24 protein-coding genes and 2 pseudogenes are annotated in these 26,693 nt (G+C 66.5%); 14 read left to right on the top strand and 12 right to left on the bottom strand.

From position 1 onward, the window contains the following. Positions 1–230 precede the first annotated feature (230 nt). Positions 231–1,663: pseudogene (locus CFB82_RS34620) on the top strand (MFS transporter). Between the two features lie 253 nt (positions 1,664–1,916). On the opposite strand, the gene CFB82_RS34625 reads toward CFB82_RS34620, so the two are convergent. Together CFB82_RS34625 and CFB82_RS34630 are read right to left on the bottom strand one after the other, a co-directional pair. Continuing rightward, the gene (locus tag CFB82_RS34625; protein ID WP_089486904.1) at positions 1,917–3,317 is read right to left on the bottom strand and encodes an LLM class flavin-dependent oxidoreductase; all 1,401 of its coding nucleotides are present in this window, start codon (positions 3,315–3,317) and stop codon (positions 1,917–1,919) included. Continuing rightward, on the bottom strand, positions 3,314–4,591 hold the full coding sequence (locus tag CFB82_RS34630; RefSeq protein ID WP_089486905.1) for an acyl-CoA dehydrogenase family protein: 1,278 nt from the start codon (positions 4,589–4,591) through the stop codon (positions 3,314–3,316). Before CFB82_RS34630 ends, CFB82_RS34625 begins: the two co-directional genes overlap by 4 nt. Positions 4,592–4,883: 292 nt before the next feature. Here CFB82_RS34630 and CFB82_RS34640 point away from each other — a divergent pair, with 292 nt between their 5' ends. Further along, positions 4,884–6,122 carry an SfnB family sulfur acquisition oxidoreductase gene (locus CFB82_RS34640; protein ID WP_089486907.1) on the top strand — a complete coding sequence of 413 codons (1,239 nt, stop codon included), beginning with the start codon at positions 4,884–4,886 and terminating at the stop codon, positions 6,120–6,122. Continuing rightward, positions 6,113–6,298 (top strand): hypothetical protein, encoded by a 186-nt coding sequence (locus CFB82_RS42630; RefSeq protein WP_143751010.1) that lies wholly within the window; start codon positions 6,113–6,115, stop codon positions 6,296–6,298. The genes CFB82_RS34640 and CFB82_RS42630 overlap by 10 nt, the downstream gene beginning before the upstream one ends. Positions 6,299–6,323: 25 nt before the next feature. Here CFB82_RS42630 and CFB82_RS34645 read toward each other — a convergent pair whose 3' ends face one another. Beyond that, positions 6,324–6,731 carry a DUF3224 domain-containing protein gene (locus tag CFB82_RS34645; RefSeq protein WP_089486908.1) on the bottom strand — a complete coding sequence of 136 codons (408 nt, stop codon included), beginning with the start codon at positions 6,729–6,731 and terminating at the stop codon, positions 6,324–6,326. Positions 6,732–6,899: 168 nt separating this feature from the next. Here CFB82_RS34645 and CFB82_RS34650 point away from each other — a divergent pair, with 168 nt between their 5' ends. Further along, positions 6,900–7,544, top strand: a complete 645-nt coding sequence (locus CFB82_RS34650; RefSeq protein ID WP_089486909.1) for an HD domain-containing protein — start codon at positions 6,900–6,902, stop codon at positions 7,542–7,544. Between the two features lie 204 nt (positions 7,545–7,748). Here the strand turns inward: CFB82_RS34650 and CFB82_RS34655 are convergent, their stop codons facing one another. Beyond that, the gene (locus CFB82_RS34655) at positions 7,749–8,729 is read right to left on the bottom strand and encodes a helix-turn-helix transcriptional regulator (protein WP_089487030.1); all 981 of its coding nucleotides are present in this window, start codon (positions 8,727–8,729) and stop codon (positions 7,749–7,751) included. A 122-nt stretch (positions 8,730–8,851) separates the two neighbouring features. Between CFB82_RS34655 and CFB82_RS34660 the strand changes: the two genes are divergently transcribed. After that, positions 8,852–9,514 carry a glutathione S-transferase family protein gene (locus tag CFB82_RS34660; RefSeq protein ID WP_089486910.1) on the top strand — a complete coding sequence of 221 codons (663 nt, stop codon included), beginning with the start codon at positions 8,852–8,854 and terminating at the stop codon, positions 9,512–9,514. A 72-nt stretch (positions 9,515–9,586) separates the two neighbouring features. Here the strand turns inward: CFB82_RS34660 and CFB82_RS34665 are convergent, their stop codons facing one another. Beyond that, positions 9,587–10,417: an alpha/beta fold hydrolase gene (locus CFB82_RS34665; RefSeq protein ID WP_089486911.1), complete on the bottom strand. Its 831-nt coding sequence runs from the start codon at positions 10,415–10,417 to the stop codon at positions 9,587–9,589. Positions 10,418–10,585: 168 nt separating this feature from the next. On the opposite strand from CFB82_RS34665, the gene CFB82_RS34670 reads away from it, so the two are divergent. The 4 genes from CFB82_RS34670 (at position 10,586) to CFB82_RS34685 (ending at position 14,032) form a co-directional block, all read left to right on the top strand. Beyond that, positions 10,586–11,035, top strand: coding sequence for a MerR family transcriptional regulator (locus CFB82_RS34670; RefSeq protein ID WP_089448866.1), 450 nt, complete (start codon positions 10,586–10,588; stop codon positions 11,033–11,035). A 176-nt stretch (positions 11,036–11,211) separates the two neighbouring features. Then, positions 11,212–12,129, top strand: coding sequence for an acetoacetate decarboxylase (locus CFB82_RS34675; RefSeq protein ID WP_089486912.1), 918 nt, complete (start codon positions 11,212–11,214; stop codon positions 12,127–12,129). 43 nt (positions 12,130–12,172) lie between these two features. Continuing rightward, positions 12,173–13,417 carry a saccharopine dehydrogenase family protein gene (locus CFB82_RS34680; protein ID WP_089486913.1) on the top strand — a complete coding sequence of 415 codons (1,245 nt, stop codon included), beginning with the start codon at positions 12,173–12,175 and terminating at the stop codon, positions 13,415–13,417. A 129-nt stretch (positions 13,418–13,546) separates the two neighbouring features. Then, on the top strand, positions 13,547–14,032 hold the full coding sequence (locus tag CFB82_RS34685) for a MerR family transcriptional regulator (protein ID WP_179255501.1): 486 nt from the start codon (positions 13,547–13,549) through the stop codon (positions 14,030–14,032). A gap of 23 nt (positions 14,033–14,055) precedes the next feature. Here CFB82_RS34685 and CFB82_RS34690 read toward each other — a convergent pair whose 3' ends face one another. Both CFB82_RS34690 and CFB82_RS34695 read right to left on the bottom strand, forming a co-directional pair. Then, entirely contained in the window at positions 14,056–14,739 is a 684-nt protein-coding gene (locus tag CFB82_RS34690) for a type 1 glutamine amidotransferase domain-containing protein (RefSeq protein ID WP_089486915.1), read from the bottom strand. Positions 14,740–14,870: 131 nt separating this feature from the next. Continuing rightward, entirely contained in the window at positions 14,871–15,524 is a 654-nt protein-coding gene (locus CFB82_RS34695) for a TetR/AcrR family transcriptional regulator (protein ID WP_089486916.1), read from the bottom strand. Between the two features lie 99 nt (positions 15,525–15,623). Between CFB82_RS34695 and CFB82_RS34700 the strand changes: the two genes are divergently transcribed. Then, complete coding sequence (locus tag CFB82_RS34700; protein ID WP_089486917.1) at positions 15,624–17,099, top strand: coniferyl aldehyde dehydrogenase; 1,476 nt, start codon at positions 15,624–15,626, stop codon at positions 17,097–17,099. Between the two features lie 117 nt (positions 17,100–17,216). On the opposite strand, the gene CFB82_RS34705 is transcribed toward CFB82_RS34700, so the two are convergent. Beyond that, complete coding sequence (locus CFB82_RS34705; protein ID WP_089486918.1) at positions 17,217–18,095, bottom strand: LysR substrate-binding domain-containing protein; 879 nt, start codon at positions 18,093–18,095, stop codon at positions 17,217–17,219. A 132-nt stretch (positions 18,096–18,227) separates the two neighbouring features. On the opposite strand from CFB82_RS34705, the gene CFB82_RS34710 reads away from it, so the two are divergent. After that, a complete protein-coding gene (locus tag CFB82_RS34710; RefSeq protein WP_089486919.1) occupies positions 18,228–18,860 on the top strand; it encodes an FMN-dependent NADH-azoreductase in 633 nt (210 codons plus the stop codon). Positions 18,861–18,937: 77 nt separating this feature from the next. On the opposite strand, the gene CFB82_RS34715 is transcribed toward CFB82_RS34710, so the two are convergent. After that, entirely contained in the window at positions 18,938–19,555 is a 618-nt protein-coding gene (locus tag CFB82_RS34715) for a LysE family translocator (RefSeq protein WP_089486920.1), read from the bottom strand. Positions 19,556–19,621: 66 nt separating this feature from the next. Between CFB82_RS34715 and CFB82_RS34720 the strand changes: the two genes are divergently transcribed. Next, positions 19,622–20,545 (top strand): LysR family transcriptional regulator, encoded by a 924-nt coding sequence (locus CFB82_RS34720; protein ID WP_089486921.1) that lies wholly within the window; start codon positions 19,622–19,624, stop codon positions 20,543–20,545. A 143-nt stretch (positions 20,546–20,688) separates the two neighbouring features. Next, a complete protein-coding gene (locus tag CFB82_RS34725) occupies positions 20,689–21,537 on the top strand; it encodes a putative type VI secretion system effector (protein WP_089486922.1) in 849 nt (282 codons plus the stop codon). A 31-nt stretch (positions 21,538–21,568) separates the two neighbouring features. Here CFB82_RS34725 and CFB82_RS34730 read toward each other — a convergent pair whose 3' ends face one another. After that, entirely contained in the window at positions 21,569–22,450 is an 882-nt protein-coding gene (locus CFB82_RS34730; RefSeq protein ID WP_089486923.1) for a LysR family transcriptional regulator, read from the bottom strand. 96 nt (positions 22,451–22,546) lie between these two features. On the opposite strand from CFB82_RS34730, the gene CFB82_RS34735 reads away from it, so the two are divergent. Next, positions 22,547–23,953, top strand: coding sequence for an MFS transporter (locus CFB82_RS34735; protein WP_089486924.1), 1,407 nt, complete (start codon positions 22,547–22,549; stop codon positions 23,951–23,953). Here CFB82_RS34735 and CFB82_RS44250 read toward each other — a convergent pair. Continuing rightward, positions 23,947–24,171 (bottom strand): annotated as a pseudogene (locus tag CFB82_RS44250) (short chain dehydrogenase); the annotation flags it as partial. The gene CFB82_RS34735 and the pseudogene CFB82_RS44250 sit on opposite strands and share 7 nt — an antisense overlap. 19 nt (positions 24,172–24,190) lie before the next feature. Next, a complete protein-coding gene (locus CFB82_RS34745) occupies positions 24,191–26,683 on the bottom strand; it encodes a xanthine dehydrogenase family protein molybdopterin-binding subunit (protein ID WP_089486925.1) in 2,493 nt (830 codons plus the stop codon). Positions 26,684–26,693: the final 10 nt, after the last annotated feature.

The raw sequence follows: 26,693 nt of genomic DNA on the forward strand, positions 1-26,693 counted from the left end.
CGGCGAGAAACTTAATGACGCGGGCCGATTAATTTATCGATTTATATCGCTTGGGATAATCGGAACCGGAGAACAGAATGCCTGCTGCCGGAACGTGATGGCGTCGCGTGTCGAGCGGCGCGTGGCCGCACAGGGTCCCTGTCGATCGCGAATCAATACGCCCGAAATACGCCCCACTTCCGGCTCCATGCGGACATCGCCGGTCATTCGGCGTAAAACTAAGGAATGCGATGAGTTCGATCGACCTGAACGCCGTCACCCCGGTATCCTCACCCATTCGCTCGGCAAGCGACGTCGCGCGCCTGATCAACACGGTGGACAGCTCGGTCAGCCATGCCCGGATGATCGTGCTGCTGGCGCTCGGCGGCGTCTTTCTCGACGCGTACGACCTGACGACGCTGTCCTACGGGATCGACGACGTGGCGCGCGAGTTCGGCCTGACACCGGCGCTGACCGGGCTGGTCGGGTCGGCGATCATGATCGGCACGATCTTCGGCAGCCTGATCGGCGGTTGGCTGACCGACAAGATCGGCCGCTATCAGGTGTTCATGGCCGACATGCTGTTTTTCGTGGTCGCGGCGATCGCGGCCGGGCTGGCGCCGAACGTCTGGGTGCTGATCGGCGCGCGCTTCGTGATGGGGCTCGGTGTCGGCATCGACCTGCCCGTCGCGATGGCGTTTCTCGCGGAATTCTCGAAGTTCAACGGCCGCGGCAACAAGGCGTCGCGGCTCGCGGCGTGGTGCCCGATGTGGTACGTGGCGTCGTCGGTCTGCTTCCTGCTGATCTTCGGGCTGTATTTCCTGTTGCCCGCCGAGCATGCGGGATGGCTGTGGCGGGCGTCGCTGATCTTCGGCGCGGTGCCGGCCCTCGTCATCATTCTGTTCCGGAACCGGTTCATGAACGAATCGCCGCTGTGGGCCGCGAACCAGGGTGACCTGGCCAACGCCGCGCGGATTCTGCGCGAGTCGTACGGGATTCATGCACACGAAGCAGAGGACGCCCGACGCGCGCCGAGCCGGCCGCCCGTGCGCATTCGCGTGCTGTTCCAGCGGCCGTACCTGGGGCGCACGATCGTCGCCAGCGTGATGAACCTGTGCATCCCGTTCGAATACACGGCGATCGCCTTTTTCCTGCCGTCGATCCTGTCGCAGTTTCTCGGCGCGGGCGTGTTCGAAACGATCGCGGCGTCGCTGGCGCTGAACGTGCTGTTTGCGTTCACCGGCGGCTTGCTGGGCATGCGCCTGGCCCATCGCCATGCGTCGCGTCGCGTCGTGTCGCGATCGCGGGGTTCGCGCTCCAGTTCGTCGCGCTCGTGGCGCTCGCGTTGGCAGGGCATCCGCATGGCGCGCTCGCGATCGGCTTCGTGCTGTTGATGCTCGGCACCTGGCTGTTCGCCGAAGGGTTCGGGCCCGGCGCGCAGATGATGATCTACCCGACGCTGTCGTATCCGGCGGCGATCCGCGGCACCGGCGTCGGCTTCGGGCGTTCGCTGTGCGGCATCGGCCAGGCGCTCGCGCTGTTCGTGCTGCCGATCCTGCAGGCGCGGCTCGGCACGGACATGTTCTGGATCGTCGCGATCAGCGCCGCCACGCCGATCGTGTTCCTGCTGATCGTGCGTTATGAGCCGACGGCGCGTGATATCGACGACGACGGCGCTGTTTGAACGCGGTCGAGGTCGCTCGTCGTCGGGGAAACGCGCGCACGGCGGGTGCGCGCGTCGTCGTTGGTGGCCGCAGCCGCACGGTTCGCCCGCTCGATGGACGAGCACGGAAGCAGCGCCCGCATCGGGTGTCGAGTGAGGGAGAGGGGGCGATTAGGTGGCGGGCTGCCGGGCGAGCGGCGGCCCGACGCACCGGCTCCTGCTCATCGTGAAGCCGGCCGGCCCGCATGCGGGCCAACCGGCCGACACAGGGTCGTCACGCGTAGGCAGCCACCTGTTCGGCATCGCGCTTGACCTGCTCGATGTCGCGATACTGCGCGGCCGGATGCTCGTCCGGCAGCCGCGCCGACCCGCCGAACAGTTTCTCGCGCAGCGTGCCCGGCGCATAGCCGGTCGGATACACACCGCGCCGCTGCAGCTCGGGGACGAGATGACGCACGACATCCTCGAAGGTTTCGTGCGCCACCGCATACGCGAGGTTGAAGCCGTCCACGTCGGTGGCGGCGACCCATTCCTGCAGGATGTCCGCGACGGTCGCGGCCGAGCCGACGAACACCGGGCCCAGGCCACCGATGCCGCCCCAGGCCGCCAGTTCCTCGATCGTCCACGCGGTGTCGCCGCCGGCGAGGTGCTCGACCGCCGACACGATCGCATTCGTTTCGACGCGCCGGACGGGATCGTTCGGCGCGTACTGGCCGAAATCGATGCCGGTCCAGCCGGACATGAACACCAGTGACCCGTCGTACGACACGTACTTGCGGTATTCGTCGAACTTGGCCTGCGCCTTCTCGTCGGTTTCGTCGACGATCACGGTGACGAGGTTATAGATCAGGACCTTGCTCGCGTCGCGCCCGGCGGTCGCGGCCTGCGCGCGCACGTCGGCCACGTAGCGCGCGAGCTGCGGGCGGGTCGGCGCGGCGACGAACACGCATTCCGCGTGCTGCGCGGCGAACGCCTTGCCGGGGCCGGACGCGCCGGCCTGGAACAGCACCGGCGTGCGCTGCGGCGACGGCTCGCACAGGTGGTAGCCGGGCACGTCGAAGAAGCGGCCCTTGTGGCCGATCTCGTGCACCTTCTCCGGATGCGTGAACACGCGGCCGTCGCGATCGCGCACGACCGCGCCGTCTTCCCAGCTGCCCTCGAACAGCTTGTACAGCACCTCGACGTATTCGGCCGCGACCGCATAGCGGTCGTCGTGCGTGCGCAGGCCGTGATCGCCGATGTTCTTCGCGCCGCTTTCGAGGTAGGACGTGACAATGTTCCACGCGAGCCGGCCCTTCGTGTGATGGTCGGCGGTCGACAGCCGGCGTGCGAACGTGTACGGGTGCTCGAACGTCGTCGACGCGGTGATGCCGATGCCGAGATGCTCGGTCGCCATCGCGATCGGCGCGGCGAGCTGCAGCGGATCGTTGACCGGGATCTGCGCGGCCTGGTGCAGCGCGTGGTAATTGCTGCCCTTGTAGACGTCGTAGTAGCCGATCACGTCCGCGATGAAGATCGCGTCGAAAATCCCGCGTTCGAGCACGCGGGCGAGGTCGGTCCAGTAGTCGAGATCCTTGTATTGCCACGACCGGTCGCGCGGATGGGCCCACAGCCCGGGCGACTGATGGCCGACGCAGTTCATCTCGAAGGCATTGAAGCGGATGGTCTTGCTCATCGGGCGGCTCCTGTCTCTCCATGCGTGCTCGTGTTTGAACTCGCACCCGGGCCGTTGCCGATCTGCCAGACGAACGGCGGCGTGCGCCCGTTGATGATCCAGTCGCCGACGATCCGCGCCTTGTACACGAGCGGGTTGTGCGACGACACGGTGCGCGCGTTGCGCCAGTGACGATCGAGTGCCGTCGTGCTGCGGGTCGCCGACGCACCGAGCGCGTCGAACAGACGCGTCGCCGCGCGCAATACGAGGTCCGACACGACGAGCTGGCTTTGCGCGGATTCGATCTCGGCCGCGACGTTCGCATCGTGCTCGGTCGCCTCATCGCCGCCGAAGTGCGCTTCGTAGGCCCGTTGCAGCGGCTGCGCGGCGCGCAGCGCGAGCGCGTCGGCCGCATAGGCCCACGACGCGATCTCGCCGATCACCTGCTGCAGCTGCGCGTCGTCGGCCGCGCGCGGGGCGTTGCCGTGGCTGTATACGCGGGTGCGGCGGCGCACCAGGTCGCCCGCGTCGCGCACGATCGCGTGGCCGATGCCGGCCAGCGTCGCGACGTGGAAGAGCTGGTAGAACGCCGTCTGGTACTTGAAGCGTCGCGCGAAGTCGATCACGTCCCGTGCGTCGACCGCCGCGTCTTCGAAGCGCGTGGTGCCGCTGCCGGTCGTCGTCTGGCCGAAGCCGTCCCAGTCGTCTTCGCGGATCACGCCGGGCTGCGCGGTCGAAACGGCGACGATCACGTCGCTGCCGTCGTCCGCGCGTTGCGCGAACACGTCGATCCAGTCGGCGAACAAGCTGCCGGTGCTGTAGAACTTCCGGCCGTTCAGCACGAGCCGGCCGTTCTTTTCCGACACCTTCGTGATGGTCTGGCCGAGCGCCACGTCGCCGGTTTCCGTCCACGCATTGCCGACGAGCTGGCCGCTCGCGAAGCGGTCGAACCACGTCTGGCGATCGGCGCCGGGCGGCGCGTTCAGCCAGTCCTCGACGAACGCGAAGTGCCCGCGCAATGCCTGCGGCAGATTGGAATCGGCGGTAGCGAGTTCGGTCAGCAGCCGGAACAGCTGCGGCAGCGACGCACCGGCGCCGCCGTCGCGCACCGGCAGCCGCACGGCGCCGAAGCCGGCGGCCTTCAGCCAGCCGATCGCCTCGTGCGGCAGCTCGCGGCGGCGTTCGCGTTCCGCGGTGCCGGCCGCGATGCGTTCGAAGATCGGCCTGAAGCGGCTGGCAAGCGCGTCATAGTCGGTGCCGGTGGAAAGTTCGGTTGCTGCGGGAGACGAAGTCATGCGGAGGTCCTTGAAAGGCGGGGCCGTCGATGCCGGCAGGCCAGTATAGGAAGCAGGCTTCCGACGATCCAATAACGGATTCGTACATCGTTATCGTCATCGGGCATTACGCGGGCGAGGCGGCGTGGCGTCGATGCCGGGGCGTCGATTTCGTCGCTGACGCGCGGTTTATCGTGAGCGATGTGCCGTTTCGTTTGTCATGCGAAGGAATATCGTTGTGCGAATCGCTCGGTTTGCCGGCGCGCGGGGCGCTGCTAGATTGAATGTTTTCGTCAATCAGCAGGAGAGCCCGATGTCAGAGACGAGCGCCACGATCCAGGAACGGCCGGCCGATACGCAACCGCAGGCGGCCCGCGTGATCGCCGACGACGCGCAGGCCATCGCGGCCGCGCATGCACTTGCGCAGCGGCTCGCGGAAGGGGCGGCCGAGCGCGACCGGGAGCGCCGGCTGCCGCGTGACGAGATCGAATGGTTCTCGCAGTCGGGGCTGTGGGCCATCACCGTGCCGAAGGCATACGGCGGCGCAGGCGTGTCGCACGTGACGCTGACGGAGGTGGTGAAGATCGTCGCGGCGGCCGATCCGTCGCTCGGGCAGTTACCGCAGAATCATTTCGGGCTGGTCGACGTGATCGCACTGACCGGCACCGATGCGCAGAAGCGCCATCTGTTCTCGGAAGTGCTGAGCGGCAAGCGGTTCGGCAACGGCTTTTCGGAGAAGGGCACGAAGCACGTGCTCGACCTGAAGACGCGCGTGCGGCGGGACGGCGACGATTACGTCGTCGACGGCACCAAGTTCTATTCGACCGGGGCGCTGTTCGCGCATTACGTGCCGGTGCTCGGCCTCGACGACACGGGCCACGCGTGGCTCGCGTACATTCGCCAGCCCGCGCCGGGGCTGACCGTGATCGACGACTGGTCGGGGTTCGGGCAACGGACCACCGCGAGCGGCACCGTCGTGCTCGACAACGTGCGCGTGCCGGCGTCGCATGTACTGCCGGCGCAGCGCGTGTCGGACCTGCCGACGCTGAACGGCCCGCTGTCGCAGATCATCCAGGCCGCGATCGACGCGGGCATCGCGAAGGCCGCGCTCGACGATACGCTGGCGTTCGTGCGCTCGCGCACGCGGCCATGGGTCGACAGCGGCGTCGAGCGGGCAGCCGACGATCCGCTGACGATTCGCGAGATCGGCCATCTTCACATCCAGCTGCATGCGGCGGAGGCGCTGCTCGAGCGCGCGGCGCGTACGCTCGACGAGATCGCGGCGCGCGGCGACGTGACCGAGGACGATGTCGCACGCGCGTCGGTGGCGGTGGGCGAGGCGAAGGTGCTGACGACGGAAATCGCGCTGCTCGCGGGCGAGAAGCTGTTCGAGCTGGCCGGCACGCAGTCGACGCTGGCCGAGCACAACCTCGACCGGCACTGGCGCAATGCACGCACGCATACGCTGCACGATCCGGTGCGGTGGAAATATCACCTCGTCGGCAACTACTACCTGAACGGCGTGCGGCCGGCGCGCCATGCGTGGAATTGAACGCGTGGCGATCGTGGTGTCATGGCTCGGTGAGGGTTGAACGTGTCGCCGCGCTCGGACGCATTCACACGATCATGCGCGAACCCGGCATTGCCTTCGTCGAAGCGCAATTGCCGGGTATCGGGCAGGTGAATGTTGCACGGGGCGCTTACTGCACCGGCGCGGCGATGCGATGAAGCCGTCGCATCCCCGTGAGCCGGTTTACCGAGGCGTGTCAGGCAGCGTGTAGTCGAAGCGGTACGAATGCCGGCCGTTGTCGATGGTGATGATCAACGAGCCGGCGAGCCCCAGCAATTCTCCCGTGCCGGAATCGGGCACGACGGTGATCGACTGCTGCGGCTGCCCGCGCGTCATGGTGGAGCTGTGCTGCAGGACGAAACTGCCGTGGCGGCCGCCCAACGCGCCTTGCACGGTTTCCATCGCCACATAGCCGGCGGAGCCCTGGACGCTGCTTCGAAACGCGAGCATCTCTCCCTGGCTGACGGCTTCCAGGTCGCCGTGATACTGCTTGTCCAGCGACATGCGGCCGAGCCCGGTCTGTTCCGCGACGGGACTCAGGGATTCCGGATTCAGCTTCACTTCAAACGGACCAGTGGCCAGCAGTGTCATTGCAGCGCTCCTCGTAGAATTGGCAACCCGCACTATAAGCCAACGGGGTTCCACCGGAGGTAACGGTTTGCATGACTGGCCGGAATCACGGGCGGAACGGATGGCGGATCGTATGCCGCGCGTCGCTTGCGGCGATAATCGGCATCCCGACCTCGACCGCTTTCCCCGATGACTCTCCCTGCGTTCGCACCGTTTCAGGATCTGGCCAACACCTTGCTGGCGTACTGGCGTGATGCCAATGGCGACGGCTCGCACGACACGTCGCATCTGCAACGCGTGTGGAAGAACGCGGCTGCTATCCACGCGAAGGAGGGTGGCGACGCAGAGGTGCTGTTTGCGGCGACGCTGCTGCACGACTGCGTGGCGGTGGAGAAAGATTCCCCGCTTCGCGCGCAGGCATCGCGGCTGTCGGCCGAAAAGGCACGGCAGGTGCTGAAGTCGCTGGACTGGCCGGATGCGAAGATCGACGCGGTTGCGCACGCGGTCGAGGCGCACAGTTTTTCGGCCTGTGTCGCGCCGAAGACGATTGAAGCCAAGGTGCTGCAGGATGCCGATCGGCTCGATGCGATCGGCATGGTGGGCGTCGCACGGTGTTTTTATGTCGCGGGCCGGATGGGCAGCGCGTTGTATGACCCGGCCGATCCGCATGCATCGGCACGGGAACTCGACGACACGCGATTCGCGATCGATCACTTCCGCACGAAACTGCTGACGCTTTCAACCGGTTTTCAGACCGTCACCGGTACGCGTCTGGCGATCGTTCGCCGCGATCGATTGCAGCGCTTTCTCGACGAGTTTTCCGACGAAATCTGACTGTGCCGATGTGGCGTTCAGATGCCGACGTTGTCCGCCGCGCACGGCTCGATGCGGATGACGGTCGCGTCGACGCGAGAGAATCATCCGGCTCTGCCCGCGAAACCTCCGTTGCATTGAAACGCGCGACTTCAAACTTGATGAAGATTCAACGGTTCCATTGTTTCGAATCGTCGTGACCACGTCGGTGCGCAAGGCGATGCGTCAATCGTCACCTCTCTGATAAAGCGCCTTCACCTGCGCCAGCTCGTCGATGAATTGATCCTTGAGCGCCTGCGGCCCGAGGATCTTCACGTGCGCGCCGAACCCCAGCAGTTTCCGCGCGCCGTGCTCGATCGATTCGATCGGCATCAGGAACGCCTTCCATCCCGGCGGTACCTCCGTGTTGCCTGCTTTCGGCGCGACAGGCGCGGTCTTGATCCGCGCGTTGACCAGCCAGGTTTCGCCGCGCGGCGACACGGCGATATGCGCGGTCAGCCGATCGAGGTCGGCTTCGACCCGGCTCATCGCGTCGCGCCAGTGCGTCGCGAGGTCGAATCGCGAGGGACGCTTGAAGCGGCGGCGCGATGCATCGAGTTCGAGGATATTCGCGAGCCGGAACGTGAGTGCGCCGGGCTTGCCGACCACCTTGGCGACCAGGTACCACGCGCCGCCCTTGAGCACGAGGCCGAGCGGCTCGAGTGCGCGGCGGGACACGCCGCGCCAGCTCTGATACTTCACGTCGATACGGTACGATCCCCACACCGCTTCGGCCACTTCACGCAGGAATGCCGGCGTTTCCTGCGCGCGGTACCAGTCGACGGTGTCGACGTGCAGCCGGCTGGCGACGCGATCGGCGTGTTCGCGCGAGCCGGGCGGCAGGCTGGCGATCATCTTCAGCCGCGCGGAAGTCGCCATGCCGTCGAGGCCCAGTTCTCTCGCCGGCCCGGGCAAGCCCGCCAGAATCAGCGCGTGCGCTTCGTGCTCGGTGAGCCCGGTGAGGTCGGTACGCCAGCCGTCGCTCAACTGAAAGCCGCCGTTGCGGCCGCGATCGCCCCAGATCGGCACGCCGGCCGTGGAGAGCTGGTCGATGTCGCGCAGGATCGTGCGCTCGGATACTTCCAGCGCTGCGGCGAGCGCAGGTGCGGTCATCCGGCCGCGCGCCTGCAGCATCATCATGATCGACAACAGGCGGCTCGCTTTCATGAGCGACACGTTCCCTCAAATACCTGACATGAGGTGTCATGTTATCCGACTTATGCTTTCGCGCATTCCCGATCCGTTTCATCGACCGGGTGACGCAACGTGACATCACGAGGGATCAAACGATGAAGATCATTTCCGGGCCACTGAGCATGTTCGGGGCGAAGGTCGAGATGGCGGCGCACGAGAAGGGCATCGACTTCGAGTTGGTGATGGTGCCGTTCAGCCAGCGTCGCGGCTACGATCCCAAGCATCCGGACGTGCTGCGCATCAACCCGAAGCGGCAGGTGCCGGTGCTGATCGACGGCGATCTGGCGCTTTTCGATTCCACGCAGATCTTCGAGTATTTCGAGGATCTGCGGCCCGATCCCGCACTATGGCCGGCCCATCCGGCGGCGCGCGCGATCGCGCGTCAGCTCGAGCACTGCAGCGACGAAATCTATTTTCCGCACGTCGTCCGGCTGATGGGGCTGGAGGAGACACCGGACGATCCGGCGGCACAGGCTGCGCGCGCCGCGGCGGCTCAATACTATCGGCGCATGGAGCACGTACTGGCGGATCGCGCGTTTCTGGCCGACACGTATTCCTATGCCGACATCGCGTTCTACATGGCGCAGTTGTTCGGCGCGCGCAAGGGCGCACCGATGACGGACGAAACGCCCCGCCTGCTCGCGTGGCGTGAGCGGATGACGGCACGCCCCGCCGTGCGCAAGGTCGCCGGTGCGATGGCCGGCTATCTTGCCTCGATCGGTGAAGCGGTTCCCGACTTTCTTCGCGGGATCGACTAGCTGCGTTCGAGAGCGGCAAAAGACGGCCTTCAGCCGCGATGGCAACTGAAGGCCGCGGTGGCGCGTCGGTGTTCAGCCGCGGATGAACGCGAGCAGATCGGCGTTGATCGTCTCGGCGTTGGACGTTGGCATGCCATGCGGGAAACCCTTGTAGGTCTTCAGCGTGCTGTTCCTCGCCAGCTTCGCCGACAGGAGCCCGGAATCCGTATACGGGACGATCTGGTCGTCGTCGCCATGCATCACGAGAACGGGAATCGTGGTGCTTTTCAGGTCTTCGGTGAAGTCGGTCTGCGAGAACGCGACGATGCCGTCGTAGTGGGCCTTTGCGCTGCCCATCATGCCCTGCCGCCACCAGTTCCAGATGACGCCTTGCGACGGCTTCGCGCCGTCGCGGTTGTAGCCGTAGAACGGGCCGGCCGGCACGTCGTAGTAGAACTGCGCGCGGTTCGCCGCGAGTTGCGCCTGGAGGTTGTCGAACACCGCTTTCGGCAGGCCGCCCGGATTGCTGTCCGTCTTGACCATCAGCGGCGGAACGGCGCTGATCAGCACGGCCTTGGCGACGCGATCTTCGCCGTGGCGGGCGACGTAGTGGATCACCTCGCCGCCGCCGGTCGAATGGCCGACATGAACGGCGCCTTGCACGCCGAGATGATTCACGACCGCGGCGACGTCGTCCGCGTAGTGATCCATGTCATGACCGTCCCACACCTGGCTGGAGCGCCCGTGGCCGCGACGGTCGTGCGCGATCACGCGATAGCCCTGGGCGAGGAAGAAGAGCATCTGCGCATCCCAGTCGTCGGCGCTGAGCGGCCAGCCATGATGAAAGAAGATGACCTGGGCGTCGCGCGGCCCCCAGTCCTTGTAGAAGATGTCGACGCCATCCTTCGTTGTGACGTATCCCATGTCTGCTCCTGTTCGGTGGGCGATATCGATCCGTGACGGTCCTGCCGTTCGCGAGGGTCGCCAGGCCGGCGCGGCGTGTGCGGTGGCATCCGGTGCCCGCCTGCCTTGGCGATGCGCTCACTCTAGGTTTAAAGTTAGGTTTAATGTCAACACGCTGGAGAGGCAGGTATGAGAATCGGGGAGCTCGCGAAGCTCAGTGGCCTGACGGCCTCGCGGATCCGTTTCTACGAGGCTGAAGGGCTGCTCACGGCCGTCGAGCGCGGCGCGAATGGTTATCGCGACTACGGCGACGACGCGGTGTGGATGCTCGAGATCATCGCCGGCGCGCAGAGCGCCGGATTCTCGCTGGAGCAGATCCGCCATCTGCTGCCGCTGAAAGCCGGCAACTGGCAGCATGACGGGCTGGTGGAGGCGCTCGAACGGAAAGTCGCCGAGATCGACGCGATGCAGAAGCGCCTCAAGGAGAACAAGGCGCAACTGCGCGTCGCGATCGACAGCATCAAGAACCGGCCGACCGAACTGAACTGCTCGGAGCGCACGCGCTGGGTGATGGACCGGTTGCGCAGTCCGGGCGAGGTGTTGACACCCGGCAAGGGCCGTCGCACGACCGCCAAATGATCCGGCGCCGGTGCGGCGAGCGCCTGCCGGTTGCCCGGACGCAATCCGACGCGCCCCTCTACTCGGGGCCTTGACCTTAAAGTTGACTTAAATCTTAGAGTGCTTGCTGACGGCAGTGAGTCAGCGGGCATCGGGTGTTGCCTGCCACGGTCGATCATCGACGGGAGGCAACGAACATGGACAGGCGTTTTACACAGGTCGAATTCGGTCCACACCGGGTCGACGTGCCCGAAGGCGGGTACTACGACCGGTTCCGGATGAACCCCGACCTCGACGAGGTGGCGCGCGATCCCGCGGCGGGGAACATCGACTTTTTCCGTCGGATTCCGAAGCGTCAGGTCGCGTCGCGGGTCGGCCCGACCTGGGCGCCGAATTTCTATTACCGTTCCAGCAGCATTCAGCTGCTGTTCCTTGCGCCGCTCGAACGCCTGCGGACCACGCTGCCGGTGCCGCTCGAACCGCTGCGCGCGCTCCCCGGGTACGGGCTGGTCGCGCTGACCTTCTTCTCGTATTCGGTGTGCGACAACGATCCGTATGACGAAGTGTCGGTCGCGGTGGTGATCCGGCGGCCCGGCGCGACCGGGTCGCACGCGCTCGAGCTGATCGACTCGATGCGGCGCCGGAGCTTCTTCGCACACGTGCTGGCGCTGCCGGTCACCACGGAAATCGCGCGGGTGCGCGGCGTGCACGGCTATCAGCTGCCCAAGTGGCTCGCCGATATCGACGTGAACCTCGGCGCCACCGCCAGCGCCCGCATTGCCGGCCCGGGCGGCCGGCCGGACCTGAGCCTGAGCGTGCCGATGCCCGAGCTGACCCACGTCGCGTCGCAGTCGCACATGGGCACGTCGACGATGATCAACCGCATCGACGGCGAGTGGCACCAGACATTCGTGCAGACGAATGCGCTATCGTTCGCCCAGCGCCTGATGCCGCGCAACGTCGAGCTCGTGCGGCAAGGCGGCCCGCTGAGCCAGCTGCTCGACGGGCTGGGCGCGTCCACCATCCTGCGTCTCGACGTGGTGAAGGACGCGCAGCTGGTGCTGAACCTGCCGACCCCCTTGAAGGGCTTCGATGAACCCGGAAAGCCACGCTGACGCCACGCCACTTCGCGGCACGCCCGCGCCGAAGGAATCGCCCATGACCCGTCCGACCCATGATCTCGTCGTATTCGGCGCCACCAGTTTCGTCGGGCAGATCCTTGTCCGCTACCTGTCCGAGTACCTGTCCGGCGCGGGCGAGACGCTGCGCTGGGCCATCGCCGGCCGCTCCGAAGCGAAGCTCAGGCAGGTCAGGGATACGCTGGGCGCGGCCGGGCAGTCGGTGCCGATCATCGTCGCCGACGCGGCCGACGACGCGCAGCTTCGCGCGCTCTGCGCGCAGACGCGGGTGGTCGTGTCCACCGTCGGCCCCTATGCGCTTTACGGGGAGCCGCTGGTCAGGGTCTGCGCGGAGACCGGCACCGACTACTGCGACCTCACCGGCGAGACGCAATGGATCAAGCGGATGATCGACAGGTACGAGCCCGCGGCCCGGCAATCCGGCGCGCGCATCGTCCATTGCTGCGGCTTCGATTCGGTGCCGTCGGACATGGGCGTGTTCTTCCTGCAGCAACAGGCGCGGCAGCAGTGGGGCGTACCGGCCGCGCAGGTGAAGATGCGGGTGAAAACGCTGAAGGGCGGCGCGTCGGGCGGCACGGTGGCGAGCGTGATCAACGTCGTCCGGGAAGCGGCGGCCGATCCCGCGTTGCGCAGGGAACTGCTCGATCCTTATTCGCTGTGCCCGAAGGGGCATGGCTTCACGGCCCGCCAGCATGCGGTGCGGTCCGCCGCATTCGATCGCGACTTCGACGCGTGGATCGCGCCGTTCGTGATGGCGGCGATCAACGAGCGTGTCGTGCATCGCTCCAATGCGCTTTCCGGCAACGCGTACGGCAGCCGCTTCACGTATGACGAAGCGGTGATGACGGGCACGGGCCTCAAGGGCCGCCTGACCGCGGTGACGATGGTGGCCGGTCTCGGCGCGTTCATGGTGGGTGTCGTCATCAAGCCGGTGCGCGGCCTGATGGAGCGTTTCCTGCTGCCGAAACCCGGCGAGGGGCCGAGCGCCGCGGCGCAGCTGGCCGGCCGCTACGATCTGCGCTTCTTCGGCCGCACCGACGACGGGAAGGCCCTGCGCGTGAAAGTCACCGGCGACCGCGATCCCGGCTACGGCTCCACCGGCAAGATGCTCGGCCAGGCCGCGATCAGTCTCGCGCTGGATTGCGTCGGCGACGGCGTCAAGACCGGCCGCGGCGGCGGCTTCTGGACGCCCGCGACGATGTTCGACGCGCGCTACATCGAGCGCCTGGTGCGCCATGCGGGGTTGCGATTCGAGGTGATTTGAGCGCGCGTCGTCCGCTCGCCATTCGACAGGAAGCCGATAAAGATCGGATTGCGAATCAACATCAGGAGACAGCTGACAGTCACAACGGGGCAGATGGCCGGACGCGATCCGGCCGGGGAGTATCGGAACATGAAGATCGGGGAACTGGCGGAACGTACCGGCCTTACTCCTTCGCGCATCCGCTTTTACGAACGCATCGGTCTGTTGACGCTCGTCGAGCGCGAAGCGAACGGTTATCGCACGTATCCGCAGGAAGCGGTGACGGTGCTCGACCTGATCACGGCCGCGCAGAAGGCGGATTTCAGTCTCGACGAGATTCGCGCGCTGATGCCGGCCGACCTCGCACAGTGGCCCTGCGCTTCGTTGCTGGACGCGCTGTGCGGCAAGGTGCGGGACATCGAGGCGCTGGAGGCGCGGTTGGCGCAAAGCAAGGCGCAGATCGTGGCGCTGATCGCCGACATCGCCGCGAAACCGGAGTCGGTCGATTGTGCAACCCATGCGAAGCGATTGCTGTCGCGCATCCCGCCGGCGAATGCGGCGGAGGGCGGCGAGGCTGATACTGCCGCCGCCGATCGTGACGAAGCGGTCGTGCGCCGCCGGTCGCCCCGCGCCTAGCGGCGGCGCTCCGGCGCATCACATCACAGCAACGCAACGACCTGTTCCGCGGTCGCCTTCGCCGACTGCGGATTCTGGCCGGTCACGAGCCGACCGTCGACGACGACGTACGACGTGAACGGCAGCAGCGCCTTCTCGTAGCGCGCGCCACGCTGCTGCATCTGCTCCTCGACGTTGTAGGGCACCTTCTTCGCGACGCCGGCCAGGATTTCCTCGATCCACGAGTAGCCGGTGATCCGGCGTCCGGCCACCAGCAGCGAGCCATCCGACAGCGTCGTGTTCAGCAGTCCGCAGTAGCCGTGGCAGACCGACGACACGACACCGCCGCGCTCGTAGATCTCGCGCGTGAGCCGCTGCAGCCCCGCATCGTCCGGGTAGTCCCACATCACCGCATGGCCGCCGGTGAAGTAGATCGCATCGAAATCGGCCGGATCGATCTCGTCGGGGCGCGCGGTGGTGGCCAGCAGCGCTTCATTGGCCTTTTCGGCGCGCCACGCTTTCGCGGCGGCGTCGGCGTGCGGCCATTTGAGCGAGCGCGGCTCCAGCGGCGACACGCCGCCCTTGGGGCTCACCAGCCGCTGCTCATAGCCTTGCGCCGCGAAGATGTGATGGGCATGGGTCAGCTCGGACAGCCACAGGCCGGTCGGTTGCGACGGATCGGCGTAGTGCGCGACGTTGCTGACCACGTGAAGGATGCGCTTGCTCATGATGCGGTTCCCTTTCATCGGCCACGGGCGGACGTCGTCGACGTGCCGCCGGATTGTCGGATGGCAGTACCGATACCCATGGCCTCGATACGCTGCCGAGGCAAACCATAACCTTTAAGCAAAGTTGAAGGTCAAGGCCTTTTCGTCTTTGCTGACCGCGCGGGGCTGGCGGGAAGCACGAGTCCGTCCAGCAAGGTGGTCAGCGCATCTTCGATCGCGTGATCGCCGATCTTCTCGCGCACCAGCCGCCCGTCGATCGCCAGCATCGTCAGGCCATGCAGATGCGCCCAGCAGGCGGTTGCCTGGCCGAGCGCCGGGCGCGGGCGGATCGTGCCGGCGCGCTGGCCGCGTTCCAGGATGTCGACGACCAGCAGGAACGGCGCCTGCACGCGCGGATCGAGATGGATGTCCGTGGGTTCGCCGGCATCCGCGGCAAACATCAGTCGATAGAGATCCGGGTTGCGCTGCCCGAATGCGAGATGGGCGTAAGCGAGCGCGCGCAGCACGTCCGGTGCGTCCGCTGCGGGATCGACGGACGCGGCGAGGTCTTCGTTCAGCCGATCGAAGCCGATCAGCGCGAGCTCGTGCAGCAACGCGGCCTTGTCCGGGAAATGCCGGTACGGCGCCGAATGGCTGACGTTCGCGCGCCGCGCGATTTCGCGCAGCGTGAACTGCCAGCCCTGTTGCTCCTGCAGCGTGTCGAGCGCCGTTTCGATGATCGCGCGACGCAGATCCCCGTGGTGATAAGCCTTTTGCCCGGCGTCCGCAGCCCCATCCGACGACATCGCGTTGCTCCTATGTTGACAGGGAACACATTGTGAGCCTATGATCCGCCGCATGCAAGTTGACAGTGTCTACATCGACGCAACCTCGTGAGGTGCACCATGGCCGTTTCCGCAGATTCCAGCTCGAGCTTCGACCCGGCGGCGTTGCTGGCCCGCCAGCGCGACGCGTTCGTCAGCGAGGGGCCGCCGAGCGTGCAGCAGCGCAAGGCCCGGCTCGCGCGGCTGCGCGCCGTGGTGCTCGCGTATCGCAGCGAAGTGGAGGAGGCGGTCAGCGCCGATTTCGGGCATCGCTCGCGACACGAGACCGCGATCATGGAACTTGTCGGCGTGATCCAGGCGATCGACTACCTGACGCGCAACCTGCGCCGCTTCATGAAGCCGCAGCGCCGGCACGTCGGGATCTTTTACCGGGCCGGGCACGCGCACGTGGAGTACCAGCCGCTGGGTGTCATCGGCGTGATGGCGCCGTGGAATTACCCGTTCGCGCTCACGTTCATTCCGCTGGCCACCGCGCTGGCCGCGGGCAACCGCGCGATGCTCAAGCCGTCGGAACTGACGCCGCGCACCAGCGAGGTGATGCGCCGGATGCTCGCGGAAACCTTCCCGAGCGAAGAAGTCGCGGTCGTGCTCGGCGGCCCGGAAGTCGGCGCCGCCTTCAGCGGCTTGCCGTTCGACCACCTGCTGTTTACCGGCAGCACGCAGGTGGGCCGCAAGGTCATGAAGGCGGCCAGCGACAATCTGGTGCCGGTGACGCTCGAACTCGGCGGCAAGAGCCCGGCGATCGTCGCGAGAGGGCACGTCGATGGCCGGACGATGTCCAGCATCGTGTTCGGCAAGCTGTCGAACGGCGGGCAGACCTGCGTCGCGCCCGACTATGCGCTGGTGCATGAAGACGACCTGGATGCGTTCGTCGCGCAATACGATGCGGCCGTCGCGCGCTTCTACCCGGACGGTCCGACGAGCCCGGACTACACGTCGATCGTCAGCGACCGTCACTACGATCGCCTGAAAAGTCTCGTCGACGAAGCGCGCAGCAAGGGCGCGCGCGTGATCGAGGCGGGCGTGAACCCGCAGCAGGCGGCCACCCGCAAGCGGACGCTCGCGCCCACGCTGATCGTCGGGGCCGGCGACGATACGACCGTCATGCAGGAAGAGATCTTCGGGCCGATCCTGCCGGTGCGCACGTATCGCACGATCGACGAAGTCGTCGACTACGTGAATGCGCGTCCGCGGCCGCTGGCGCTGTATTACTTCGGCGCGCAGGACAGCGACTGCGAGTCGTTGCTCAAGCGCACCACGTCGGGCAACGTCGGCATCAACAACACGCTCCTGCATGTCGCGCAGGAAGACTTGCCATTCGGCGGCGTCGGTCCGAGCGGGATGGGTGCGTATCACGGCATCGAGGGATTCCGCGCGATGAGCCATGCCAAGGGCGTGTTCGTGCTGGGGCGCTGGAACCTGCCGAGCCTGCTGCGTGCGCCGTTCGGCAAGCTCGCGGATCTGTCGCTGGCGGCGCTGCTCGGGCGCAGCCGGGAACCAGCGGGCGTGCGGGCGGGATTGAGCGCGAAGCGCTGAGACCGGCGACGCACCGCGACCGGCGCGCGGCTGTTTCGCACGCAGCGCGCCGGTATGGTCGAAGGCGCATGCGCGGGGGAGTTGTCCGGATCGAACCTCGGCGGTGACGGATGCCCGCTAGGGCCGGCTGCGCGCGCCTGCCCCGTTGCGAATGGCCGTTTCATCGACAAGCGTCGCGGCGAATTCGACGGCGGCCGGCATTTCCGCGTCATGCATCATCACGAATTCCATGTCCGGCAGCGCCGGCAAGCCTTCGGACACGCCCAGCTCGCGGAGCGTGTCGTCGATCGCGCTGCGCGGCACCGGCGCGATCGCGATGCCGGCGCGAGCGAACGTGCGGATGCCCGTGACGCTCGGGCTTTCGCATGCGATGAAATAGGGCATGCCGGCCAGCGCGAGCGCCTTGATGGCCGCGCCCCGGTACGGGCACGGATCGGGGAAGCACGCGAGCGGCACATCGCCTTCCGGCAGCGGCTCATGGCGCGCAAACGCCCAGACGAGCGGCTCTCGCCACAACGTCGCGCCCTGGCCCGTGTGCGCGCACCGGCTACCGATCACGAGATCGAATTCGCCGTTTGCGTGCCGTTGAAACAAGCTGTCGCCGATGTCGACCGTCAGATTCAGCCGCAAGCCGCGCCGCGCGGCGCCATGGCGGCGCATCACGTCGGGAAGCCAGCCGCCCGCGACATCCTCCGATGCGCCGATCCGCAGCGTGACATCGACTGCCTTGCCGGTGCCCAGCCTCGTCCTCGCTTCCTCGCTCAGATTGAGCATCGCGCGCGCGTAGCCGAGCAGCATCTGGCCATGTTCGGTGAGCGTGACGCTGCGCGTATTGCGGGCGAGCAGCGCCCGGCCGACCTGCTCCTCGAGACGAGCGATCTGCGCACTGACCGCGGATTGGCTGAGATTCAGCTTGCGACCTGCGCCGGTAAAGCTACGCACGTCGGCGATGGCGACGAACGTATGAAGCAGTGACGTGTCGAGGGGCGGGTTCATTGATCACCAATTCGGGTTAATTCGATCAATTCATATCGTTTCCGGATTATAGGTCGATCCGATAGGCTGCGAAGTGCAGTGGGCGACGGCGCATCCCGCGCGTCGCCGTCACTTTCGGCAAGGACCGTTTTCATGTCACGCGTGCTCTATATCGAAGGCTCACCCAACAAGGACTACTCGGCATCCATCGACGTGTGCAATGCCTTTCTCGATGCGTACCGGCACACCCATCCCGATCACGCGATACAGAAGCTCGACATCTGGAATCTGGCGATACCCGAATTCGACGAAGCCGCGCTGGCCGCGAAATATGCGGGACTGAGCGGCAAGGCGTTGACACCGGCGCAGGCGGCGGCATGGCAACGGATCGAGCAGCTCGCGGCACCGTTCCACGAAGCGGACAAGTTCCTGTTCGGCGTGCCGCTGTGGAATTTCAGCATTCCATACAAACTCAAGCACCTGATCGATGCGATCTCGCAGAAGGACGTGCTGTTCACGTTCGACGGCGCCGGTTTCGCCGGCAAGCTGGCCGGGAAAAAGGCGGCCGTGATCTACGCGCGCGGGCTCGGTTATCAGTCGCCGGGCTCGTTTACGCCGGCTGCCGAATTCGATCTTCAGCGCCCGTACATGGAGACCTGGCTCAAGTTCGTGGGTGTGAAGGACGTCACCGGGATCGTCGTCGAGCGCACCCTGTTCGGTCCCGACGGAGAGGTCGATCGTAGTCGCGCGATCGACGAAGCCCGCGCGATCGCGCGCACGTTCTAAAGCGAACCCGTGGCGCTTCCGGCGCGCCAGCGAAGCGCGCCCGTCGGTTGCATCGGCGCGTGGCGCGCCGTGTCGAGTCAGCGCCCGCCGCGCGCGATGGCAAGCGCGACGCCGAAGCCCACGAGCAGGCAGCCGAAGGTGCGGTCGATCCAGTGCCGCAGCGCCAGCAGGCGATCGCGGACGGCCGTCGCGGAGAAGCACAGGGCCACCAGGCTGAACCAGCCGGCATGCGCGACGGCGATGAACGCGCCGTAGCCGATCTGCACGATCAACGGCGTGTCGGGCCGCACGGCCTGCATGAACATGCTGACGATGAACACCGTGGTCTTGGGGTTCAGCGCATTGGTCAGGAAGCCGGTGCGCAGCGCGGCCAGGTCGGACAGCGGTGCGGCCGGTGCATCCGTCTGCCCGTTGCCGGCCTTCGTCATGAGCATCTTCACGCCGAGGTAGATCAGGTAGATCGCGCCGACCAGCTTGACGGCATTGAAGAGCCACAGCGACTGGCGGATCAGCAGGCCGACGCCCAGCAGCGTGTAGCTCACGTGCACCGTCACGCCGAGCCCGATACCCAGCGCGGTGAGCACGCCCGAGCGGCGCGACAGCATCAGGCTGTTGCGCGTGACCATCGCGAAGTCCGGCCCCGGGCTGATCACGGCCAGCAGCGTGATGGTGACTACAACTATCAGTTCGGTCATGTCTTGTCCTTGCGATTGATGGCTTGATGGCGCAATCTTATGGGTCACGCTCCATCGGGAAAAGCGATGATTTCTGACCAGAATGGTGAGATTGACTCACAGTCCATTCGCACGAACCTGCCATCGCTGATGGCGTTGCGCTGCTTCGAGGCGGCGGCGCGTCACGAGAATTTCAGCCGCGCTGCCGACGAGCTGTGCCTGACTCATGGTGCAGTCAGCCGCGCGGTGCGATTGCTCGAGGGCGACCTGGGCGTGGCGCTGTTCCAGCGGCGCAGCCGTCGTGTGTTCCTGACCGATGCGGGCCGCAAGCTGGCGCAGGCCGTCCACGACGGGCTGGGGCTGATGCGTCACGCCGCGCAGGAATTGCGTACCGAGGCCGCCCGGGCGCGGCGCTGGGTCCTGTCGTGCGAACCGACGCTTCTGATGCGCTGGCTGATTCCGCGCTGGCCGGATTTTCAGGCGCGGCATGCGGGCGTCGACATTCACCTGGCTGCCGCGGGCGGTCCGTTTTCATTCGACAGCGGCATCGACATGGCGATTCGACGCAATGACTTTGCGTGGCCGGCGGGTTATCACGCGGAGCGGCTGTTCGCGGAGCAGGTGGGGCCGGTCTGCCGGCCGGATAAGGTCGATGTGTGGTTTTCCGCGCGTCGTGGCAGTCGTTCGTTGAAGGCGGATGTGCCGCGACTGCACACGCGGACACGGCCGGACGCGTGGAAGGAATGGGCGGTGGCGGCGAACCAGCCGGCCGCGGGCGGGCGCGGGCAGACGTTCGACCATTTCTATTTCAGTCTGCAGGCGGCCGTCGCGGGGCTCGGTGTCGCGATCGGCCCGTGGCATCTCGTTCGCGATGATGTTGAAAGCGGTGTGCTCGTCGCGCCGATGGGGTTCGTCGAGGATGGCTCGCATTACTGCTTGTTGACGCCGGAACCGGTGGTGGCGGGGAGTGCGCAGGGGGATGTGCTGGGGTGGTTGAGGGCAGAGGTTTGATGGAACGGGACGGTTGAATGGCCATTCAGGCGTGACGTAAAACGACGTCGCACCGATCACGCAATGGCACAATTTCAACGCGCGTGCGCCGACGAAGTGCCACGACGGACGGGCGGACGGATCCTCACTTCAGGGAGCGACGGATGGAAGACGAGTTGCAGGCGTTGATCGCGGCCCGGCGCGAGGCCGGGGAGCCGGAAAGCCAGCCACCGGGGTGGAAGGACAGTCTGGTTCTGTTGCACGGCACGTTGGCCAGCGTGACGAAAAAGCGCGCGGCAGCCCCGTCTCGTTTTCCCCCGCCGCCGGCGGGCGTCGTGGGTGCGACCGCGATTGCCGCGACGTTGATGGACATGGGAGCCCAGGCGCAGGTCATGGTCGATGCGACCGACGCATCGAGCTGGAAAGACGAAGCGGACTGGGTGGCGTTCGAGATGGACGGAAATCATTTCCACGGCGTGCTGTGGATGATGCCGATGCACCGTGGCGACGTGGTCAAGGTCGTGGCGGAAAAAATCGGCGAGAACCGCTATTTCGCCTACGCGGTCCAGCGCGATTCGGACGCCGTGGTCGCGATCTACCCGAATGCGGTCATGGGGACGAAGGCGCGTGGCCGATTCGAACGGAAAGGCACGCTGGGGTTCTTCGTGTTCGTGGAGTCGATCATGGCCGTCTTCCTGGGGATCAATTTCATTCGTGGGGAAGGCGGTATCGGAGACTTTGCGATCATGCTGGGCGGAGCACTCTTCGCGGGTGCCTTCGTCATGATGCTCGTTCACTTCCTGGGGAAATGGAAGTTCCGCAACAGCATCGAAGATGAACTGGCCGAGCGCATCTTCCACGCATTCGGCTGGCCCGATCCGCCGAATTTCAATTTGCAAAAGGTCTCTCGATGGCCGGACCGGGCGCGGCCGAACGCGGATCTTCCGACCGCCCATCCTTACTGGTATTTCAACCTGTGCTACTTCAGGTACGAACCCGCGCGGCAAGCCTGATATCGTGAATCGCGGGCTGCCGTGACGGCCGTCACGACTGCCCGGACGGCCCGTGCGGTGCGAAGGTCCTGCCCGTCACGTCAGCGATGAAGTCGATCGCCGCGCGAATCGACGGCGAATGCCTGAGATCGGCGTGCACGACCAGCCAGATGTCGCGGGCGTACGGTTCCCCGTCGAACGGCAGGCGCTGCAACCCGGGATCGCAATCGCCCATGAACACGGGCAGGCCCGCTACGCCGATGCCCGTGCGGGCCGCGACCTGCTGCGTCGTGATGTCGCTGACTTCGCATGCGATGCGGCGACCCCGAGCGATCGACTCGAGCCACTTCTGATGCGGCATTTCCGCGAATTGCGCGTCGTAGCAGATGAAGGCCCAATCGTCAGGCGTCGACGCGTGCGCATAGTCGCGACTCGCATAGAGCCCGAAAGCCATCTCGCCCAGCTTGCGCGTCACGTTTTGCGGCTCCTCGGGGCGAAACAGGCGCACGGCGATATCCGCTTCACGACGGGCGAGCGATACGCTTTGCGCCTGGCTGGCCATCGACAGCCGAATGCCCGGATGCAATTGCGCGAACGCATACAGATGATTCGCGAAGAAATTGTTGGCGAGCACGGGCGGCACGCTGATCGTCACGGTGCCGTGCATCGGCAGGTGTTCCGTGAGCGCGAGGCGCTCGATCGCAAATGCGTGCTCCTCCATTTTCCCGGCGAACTCGAGAATCTGCCGGCCGGCGGCGGTCGGCCGGCACGCGCGCGGCAACCTGTCGATCACGCGCATCTTCAATTCCGATTCGAGTGCGGCCAGGCGACGGCTGACTGTCGCATGATCGACATTCAACCGCCTGGCGGCCGCGGAAAGACTCCCCGCTTGAGCGACGGCAACGAAGTAACGCAGGTTTTCCCAGTCGAACATCGGTGCATTTTCTCCAGGTTGCTGTGCTGTTTTGCGGAATATTCGCACAGAAGGTGATCCTCTAAGCTTCAATCCTCCGAATGCGAAGGATTGCCGATGCAGACATCATCCACCCATCACCCGCGGCTGGTTCAAACGGCGGCGTGCCTCGGTTATGCGGTCGTCTTGATCGACGTCAGCGTCGTCAACGTCGCGCTCGATGCATTGCGGACGGCGTTTGGCGCAGTGCTCACCGACCTGCAATGGGTCGTCAACGCGTATGCGCTCGTGTTCGCGGCGACCCTGCTGATGGCGGGTGCGCTCGGCGACCGGCTGGGTGCAAGGCGCGTATTCATTGCCGGTTACGCGATCTTCACGCTGTCGTCGATCGGCTGCGGCATCGCGCACGCCATCGGCGCGTTGATTGCCTGGCGTCTCGTTCAGGGGATTGGCGCCGCGCTGCTGGTGCCGAACTCGCTGGCCGTGCTGCGTCTCGCATTCGACGACGCGGCAGCGCGTAGCCGCGCGATCGGCTGGTGGGGCGCCGGCGGCGGCATTGCGCTGGCAGCCGGGCCGCTGGCCGGCGGGTTGCTCATCGCCGCAGTCGGCTGGCGCAGCATTTTCCTGGTCAACGTGCCGGTCGGCATCGCCGGTATCTGGATGACGTGGCGGTTTGCACCCGACACGAAAGCGCAGCGCGGCAGGCGCCTCGATCTTCCCGCGCAACTGACCGGTGCGTTTGCGCTGGCGGCGCTCACGTTCGCGTCGACCGAGATCAGTGCGCTGGGGTGGCGCAGTCCGGTCATCGTGAGTGCGTTCGCGTTGTGCGTTGCGTTGGGCGTCGCGTTCGTCCGGCTGGAAGCGCGCAATCCGCACGCGATGCTGCCGGCCGGGTTGTGGCAGGACCGAATCGTCCGCAGCGCGATCGTGATCGGCGCGATCGCGAACCTGGTCTTCTACGGCATCGTCTTTACGTTGAGCCTGCTGTTTCAGTCGGTCTGGCATATGACGCCCGTGCGCGCGGGCGTCGCGTTTCTGCCGATGATGGGGGTGCTGATGGTCATGAGCATCGTCGCCGGACGGCTGACCGGCAGGCTGGGCGCGCGCACGCTGGCGACGGCCGGGCTGTCGATTTCAGCGCTCGGTTATCTGGCGATGTGGCCGGCGATTGCTGCGCAATCCAACGGGTTGCTTGCGATACCGATGCTGCTTGCGGGCAGCGGCATTGCGTTGACGATACCGACCATCATGGACGCGGCGCTCGCGTCGGTGAGCGGCGCGCAGTCAGGCGTGGCGTCGGGGTTGTTGAATACGGCGCGACAGGTGGGCGGCGTGATGGGCGTCGCGTTGTTTGGCTTCTTCGTTCGTGAGGCAGGGGGCGTGGCGTTCGTCCATGGGATGGAGCGGGCGTTGATCGTTTCGGTTCTGTTGCTGGTGGTGGGGGCGGTGATGGCCTGGCGGAATCTGGGGCAGGCAGGGGCGCGCGGGATTCGGGTTCGCGGGGCGAACCCTCAACGTCAATGACCTACCCGATCAACGCGGCCGCCATGCACGCCTTCCAGGCTGCGTCGATAGACCATTGCCGCACGTGCCGCCGGCACACTTTCGCAGCCGGGGAAAAACTGACCGAACCGGTCCACGGATTCGGTCAGTACGGTCGGGCTCACGGCGTTGATCCGGATGCCCCGTGGGAAGTCGCACGCGGCAGCACGCACGCATCCTTCAATCCCGGCATTCGGCGCGCCAAACCGGCAACGGGCATCAGGTCGTCGTTGGCTTCTTGAGATCGTCGATGCACGGGATGCCTGCTTTCCGCTTGGGACGGAGAAATTTGGGCACCGGGCTGGCTTGCCCGACGCCGGCCTGGCTTTGACTGACCTTCGGCTTCAGGGTGGGCGTCTTCGCCTTGTGCGGCATCCGGCAACCGCCGGCCGGCAGGTCGGCGTACGGATCGTCTTCGGCCGTTGCCGCCGCGGCAGGCAGTGCGGGCGCGGTCGACGCGACCAGCATCGGCGCGAACGGCAACGCGCGCATCCGCTCGCCGGTCAGGACGAACGCGCCGTTGGCGACCGCCGGTGCGATCGGCGGCACGCCGGCCTCGCTCAAGCCGGTCGGATGCGCGTCCGACGGGACGAAGAACACGTCCACCGGCGCCGCTTCCTGCATCCGCACCGGCGAGTAGTCGGCGAAGCCGGCGTTGCGGGCCGCACCATGCGCGACGTCGATCGCGAAACCCGGCTTGGTCGTCGCGAGGCCGAACAGCGCACCGCCCTGGATCTGCGCTTCCGCGCCGGTTGGGTTTACGATGCGGCCGGCATGCACGCCGGCCGTCACGCGGTGCACGCGCGGCTTCTGGGCCTCGATCGACACCTCGGTCACATAGGCCACGACCGTGCCGGCGGTTTCGTGCATGGCGACGCCCCACGCGTGCCCGGCGGGCAGCGTGCGCGCGCCGTAGCCCGACTTGTCGACGGCCAGTGCGAGCGCCTGGCGATGGCGCGTGTGCTCGGGGCCGGACAGCCGCGCCATCCGGTACGCGACCGGATCCTGGCGGGCCGCGTGCGCGAGTTCGTCGACGAGCGTCTCCATCACGAACGCCGTATGCGTATTGCCGCCCGAGCGCCATGACTGGACCGGCACGTCGACGTCCGGCTGATGGACCGAGACCTTCATCGGGAAACCGTACGGGCTGTTCGCCACGCCTTCGGTGAGGTCGGGATCGGTGCCGCTTTTGCGAATCGTCGTGCGCTCGAGCGGCGAACCCTTCAGCACCGACTGGCCGACGACGACGTGCTGCCAGTCCCGCACCGCGCCGCTGCCGTCGACGCCGATATCGACACGATGCAGCACCATCGGGCGGTAATAGCCGCCGCGCAGATCGTCCTCGCGCGTCCAGATCGTCTTGACCGGACCCAGATGGCCGGCTGCGAGGTACGCGGCGGACACATGGGCGGCTTCGACCACGTAATCCGACGTGGGCGTCGAGCGCCGGCCGTAGTCACCGCCCGACATCATCGTGAAGATCTGGACTTTCTCGGGCGCGACACCGAGTGCCTTCGCGACCGCGGCGCGATCGGTCGTCTGCATCGACGAACCGCCCCAGATCTTGATCCCGCACGCGCAGCTCGGCGGGCCGACGTCGACCGTGCAACTGAGCGGTTCCATCGGCGCATGAGCAAGGTACGGAAATTCGTAGTCCTGCTGGATTCGCGTCGCCGCCGGCGGTGCGTTGCCGGCATCGGCCGTGCGCACCACGGTGCCGGGCGTGCCGGCGAGCTGCTTGTAGGCCTGCATCTGTTCGGCGGACGTGACGGTCGAACCGGCGTCCTTCCACGTGACCTGCAGCGCGTCGCGACCGAGCCTGGCAGGCCAGTAGCCGTTCGCGATCACGGCCACGCCGGTGCCGCCGCGATCGGTCGGGATTTCGACGACCTCGACCACGCCCTTGACGGCGCGGGCCGCCGCCGCGTTGTAGCTCGCAACCTGTCCGCCGAAGCGCGGCGGCCGCGCGACCACGGCCACCATCATGTCCGGCAGGCGCCAGTCCATCCCGTACTTGAGCGTCCCGTCGAGCACGGCGCGCGATTCGACGCGCGGGGTCGGCTTGCCGATGATGCGGAACTGGTCGGGCGACTTCAGCGGCACGTGCCGCGGCACCGGCATCGCCATCGCGTCCTGCGCGAGTTCGCCGTAGGTCGCGGTGTGGCTGCCGGACGTCACGACGCCCTGCGCGGTCCGGCACGTGGCCGGATCGACGTTCCAGCGCCGGGCGGCTGCGGCGACGAGCATCGCGCGCGCGGACGCGCCGAGTTCGCGGTATTGCGTAAACGAATGGTTGATCGACGTCGAGCCGGCCGTCATCTGGATCCCGGTCACCGGATCCTTGTACGGTTCGCCGGCCGGCGCGAGCACGGTGCGCACGTTGCGCCAGTCGGCATCGAGTTCGTCGGCCAGCGCCATCGGCAGCGCGGTGCTGACGCCCTGGCCGGACTCGGTCCGGTTGACGGCCACCGTCACCGTGTTGTCCGGCGCGATGATCAGGAATGCTTGAGGAGCCGAGGTCCGAAGCGTCATGCCGGCTTCGGCGCCGGCGCGCGTCGGCTTGATGCCGAGCGCGAGGCAGCCGCTCGCCGCCATCGTGAGTTTCAGGAAGCCGCGCCGGCCGAGCATCGGAGAACCGGCTCCGGTGACGGTCGAAGCGTCGGGGGCAGGGGCGTCGGTGTTCGCCGGGCGCCCGGCAGTGCGGATACGCATGATCACAGTC

This window comes from Burkholderia sp. HI2714 (genome assembly GCF_002223085.1).
GTDB classification, from domain to species: Bacteria; Pseudomonadota; Gammaproteobacteria; order Burkholderiales; family Burkholderiaceae; genus Burkholderia; species Burkholderia lata_D.

Excerpts from the sequence above, each read along its gene's own strand:
- CFB82_RS34655 (WP_089487030.1), bottom strand. The coding sequence starts at position 8,729 with ATGAAAGCGAGCCGCCTGTTGTCGATCATGATGATGCTGCAGGCGCGC.
- CFB82_RS34745 (WP_089486925.1), bottom strand. The coding sequence starts at position 26,683 with ATGCGTATCCGCACTGCCGGGCGCCCGGCGAACACCGACGCCCCTGCC.
- CFB82_RS34685 (WP_179255501.1), top strand. The coding sequence starts at position 13,547 with ATGAAGATCGGGGAACTGGCGGAACGTACCGGCCTTACTCCTTCGCGC.
- CFB82_RS34675 (WP_089486912.1), top strand. The coding sequence starts at position 11,212 with ATGGACAGGCGTTTTACACAGGTCGAATTCGGTCCACACCGGGTCGAC.
- CFB82_RS34710 (WP_089486919.1), top strand. The coding sequence starts at position 18,228 with ATGTCACGCGTGCTCTATATCGAAGGCTCACCCAACAAGGACTACTCG.
- CFB82_RS34630 (WP_089486905.1), bottom strand. The coding sequence starts at position 4,591 with ATGACTTCGTCTCCCGCAGCAACCGAACTTTCCACCGGCACCGACTAT.
- CFB82_RS34725 (WP_089486922.1), top strand. The coding sequence starts at position 20,689 with ATGGAAGACGAGTTGCAGGCGTTGATCGCGGCCCGGCGCGAGGCCGGG.
- CFB82_RS34650 (WP_089486909.1), top strand. The coding sequence starts at position 6,900 with ATGACTCTCCCTGCGTTCGCACCGTTTCAGGATCTGGCCAACACCTTG.
- CFB82_RS34700 (WP_089486917.1), top strand. The coding sequence starts at position 15,624 with ATGGCCGTTTCCGCAGATTCCAGCTCGAGCTTCGACCCGGCGGCGTTG.
- CFB82_RS34705 (WP_089486918.1), bottom strand. The coding sequence starts at position 18,095 with ATGAACCCGCCCCTCGACACGTCACTGCTTCATACGTTCGTCGCCATC.
- CFB82_RS34660 (WP_089486910.1), top strand. The coding sequence starts at position 8,852 with ATGAAGATCATTTCCGGGCCACTGAGCATGTTCGGGGCGAAGGTCGAG.
- CFB82_RS34715 (WP_089486920.1), bottom strand. The coding sequence starts at position 19,555 with ATGACCGAACTGATAGTTGTAGTCACCATCACGCTGCTGGCCGTGATC.
- CFB82_RS34695 (WP_089486916.1), bottom strand. The coding sequence starts at position 15,524 with ATGTCGTCGGATGGGGCTGCGGACGCCGGGCAAAAGGCTTATCACCAC.
- CFB82_RS34720 (WP_089486921.1), top strand. The coding sequence starts at position 19,622 with ATGATTTCTGACCAGAATGGTGAGATTGACTCACAGTCCATTCGCACG.
- CFB82_RS34645 (WP_089486908.1), bottom strand. The coding sequence starts at position 6,731 with ATGACACTGCTGGCCACTGGTCCGTTTGAAGTGAAGCTGAATCCGGAA.
- CFB82_RS34690 (WP_089486915.1), bottom strand. The coding sequence starts at position 14,739 with ATGAGCAAGCGCATCCTTCACGTGGTCAGCAACGTCGCGCACTACGCC.
- CFB82_RS34665 (WP_089486911.1), bottom strand. The coding sequence starts at position 10,417 with ATGGGATACGTCACAACGAAGGATGGCGTCGACATCTTCTACAAGGAC.
- CFB82_RS34670 (WP_089448866.1), top strand. The coding sequence starts at position 10,586 with ATGAGAATCGGGGAGCTCGCGAAGCTCAGTGGCCTGACGGCCTCGCGG.
- CFB82_RS34735 (WP_089486924.1), top strand. The coding sequence starts at position 22,547 with ATGCAGACATCATCCACCCATCACCCGCGGCTGGTTCAAACGGCGGCG.
- CFB82_RS34730 (WP_089486923.1), bottom strand. The coding sequence starts at position 22,450 with ATGTTCGACTGGGAAAACCTGCGTTACTTCGTTGCCGTCGCTCAAGCG.
- CFB82_RS34640 (WP_089486907.1), top strand. The coding sequence starts at position 4,884 with ATGTCAGAGACGAGCGCCACGATCCAGGAACGGCCGGCCGATACGCAA.
- CFB82_RS34625 (WP_089486904.1), bottom strand. The coding sequence starts at position 3,317 with ATGAGCAAGACCATCCGCTTCAATGCCTTCGAGATGAACTGCGTCGGC.
- CFB82_RS34680 (WP_089486913.1), top strand. The coding sequence starts at position 12,173 with ATGACCCGTCCGACCCATGATCTCGTCGTATTCGGCGCCACCAGTTTC.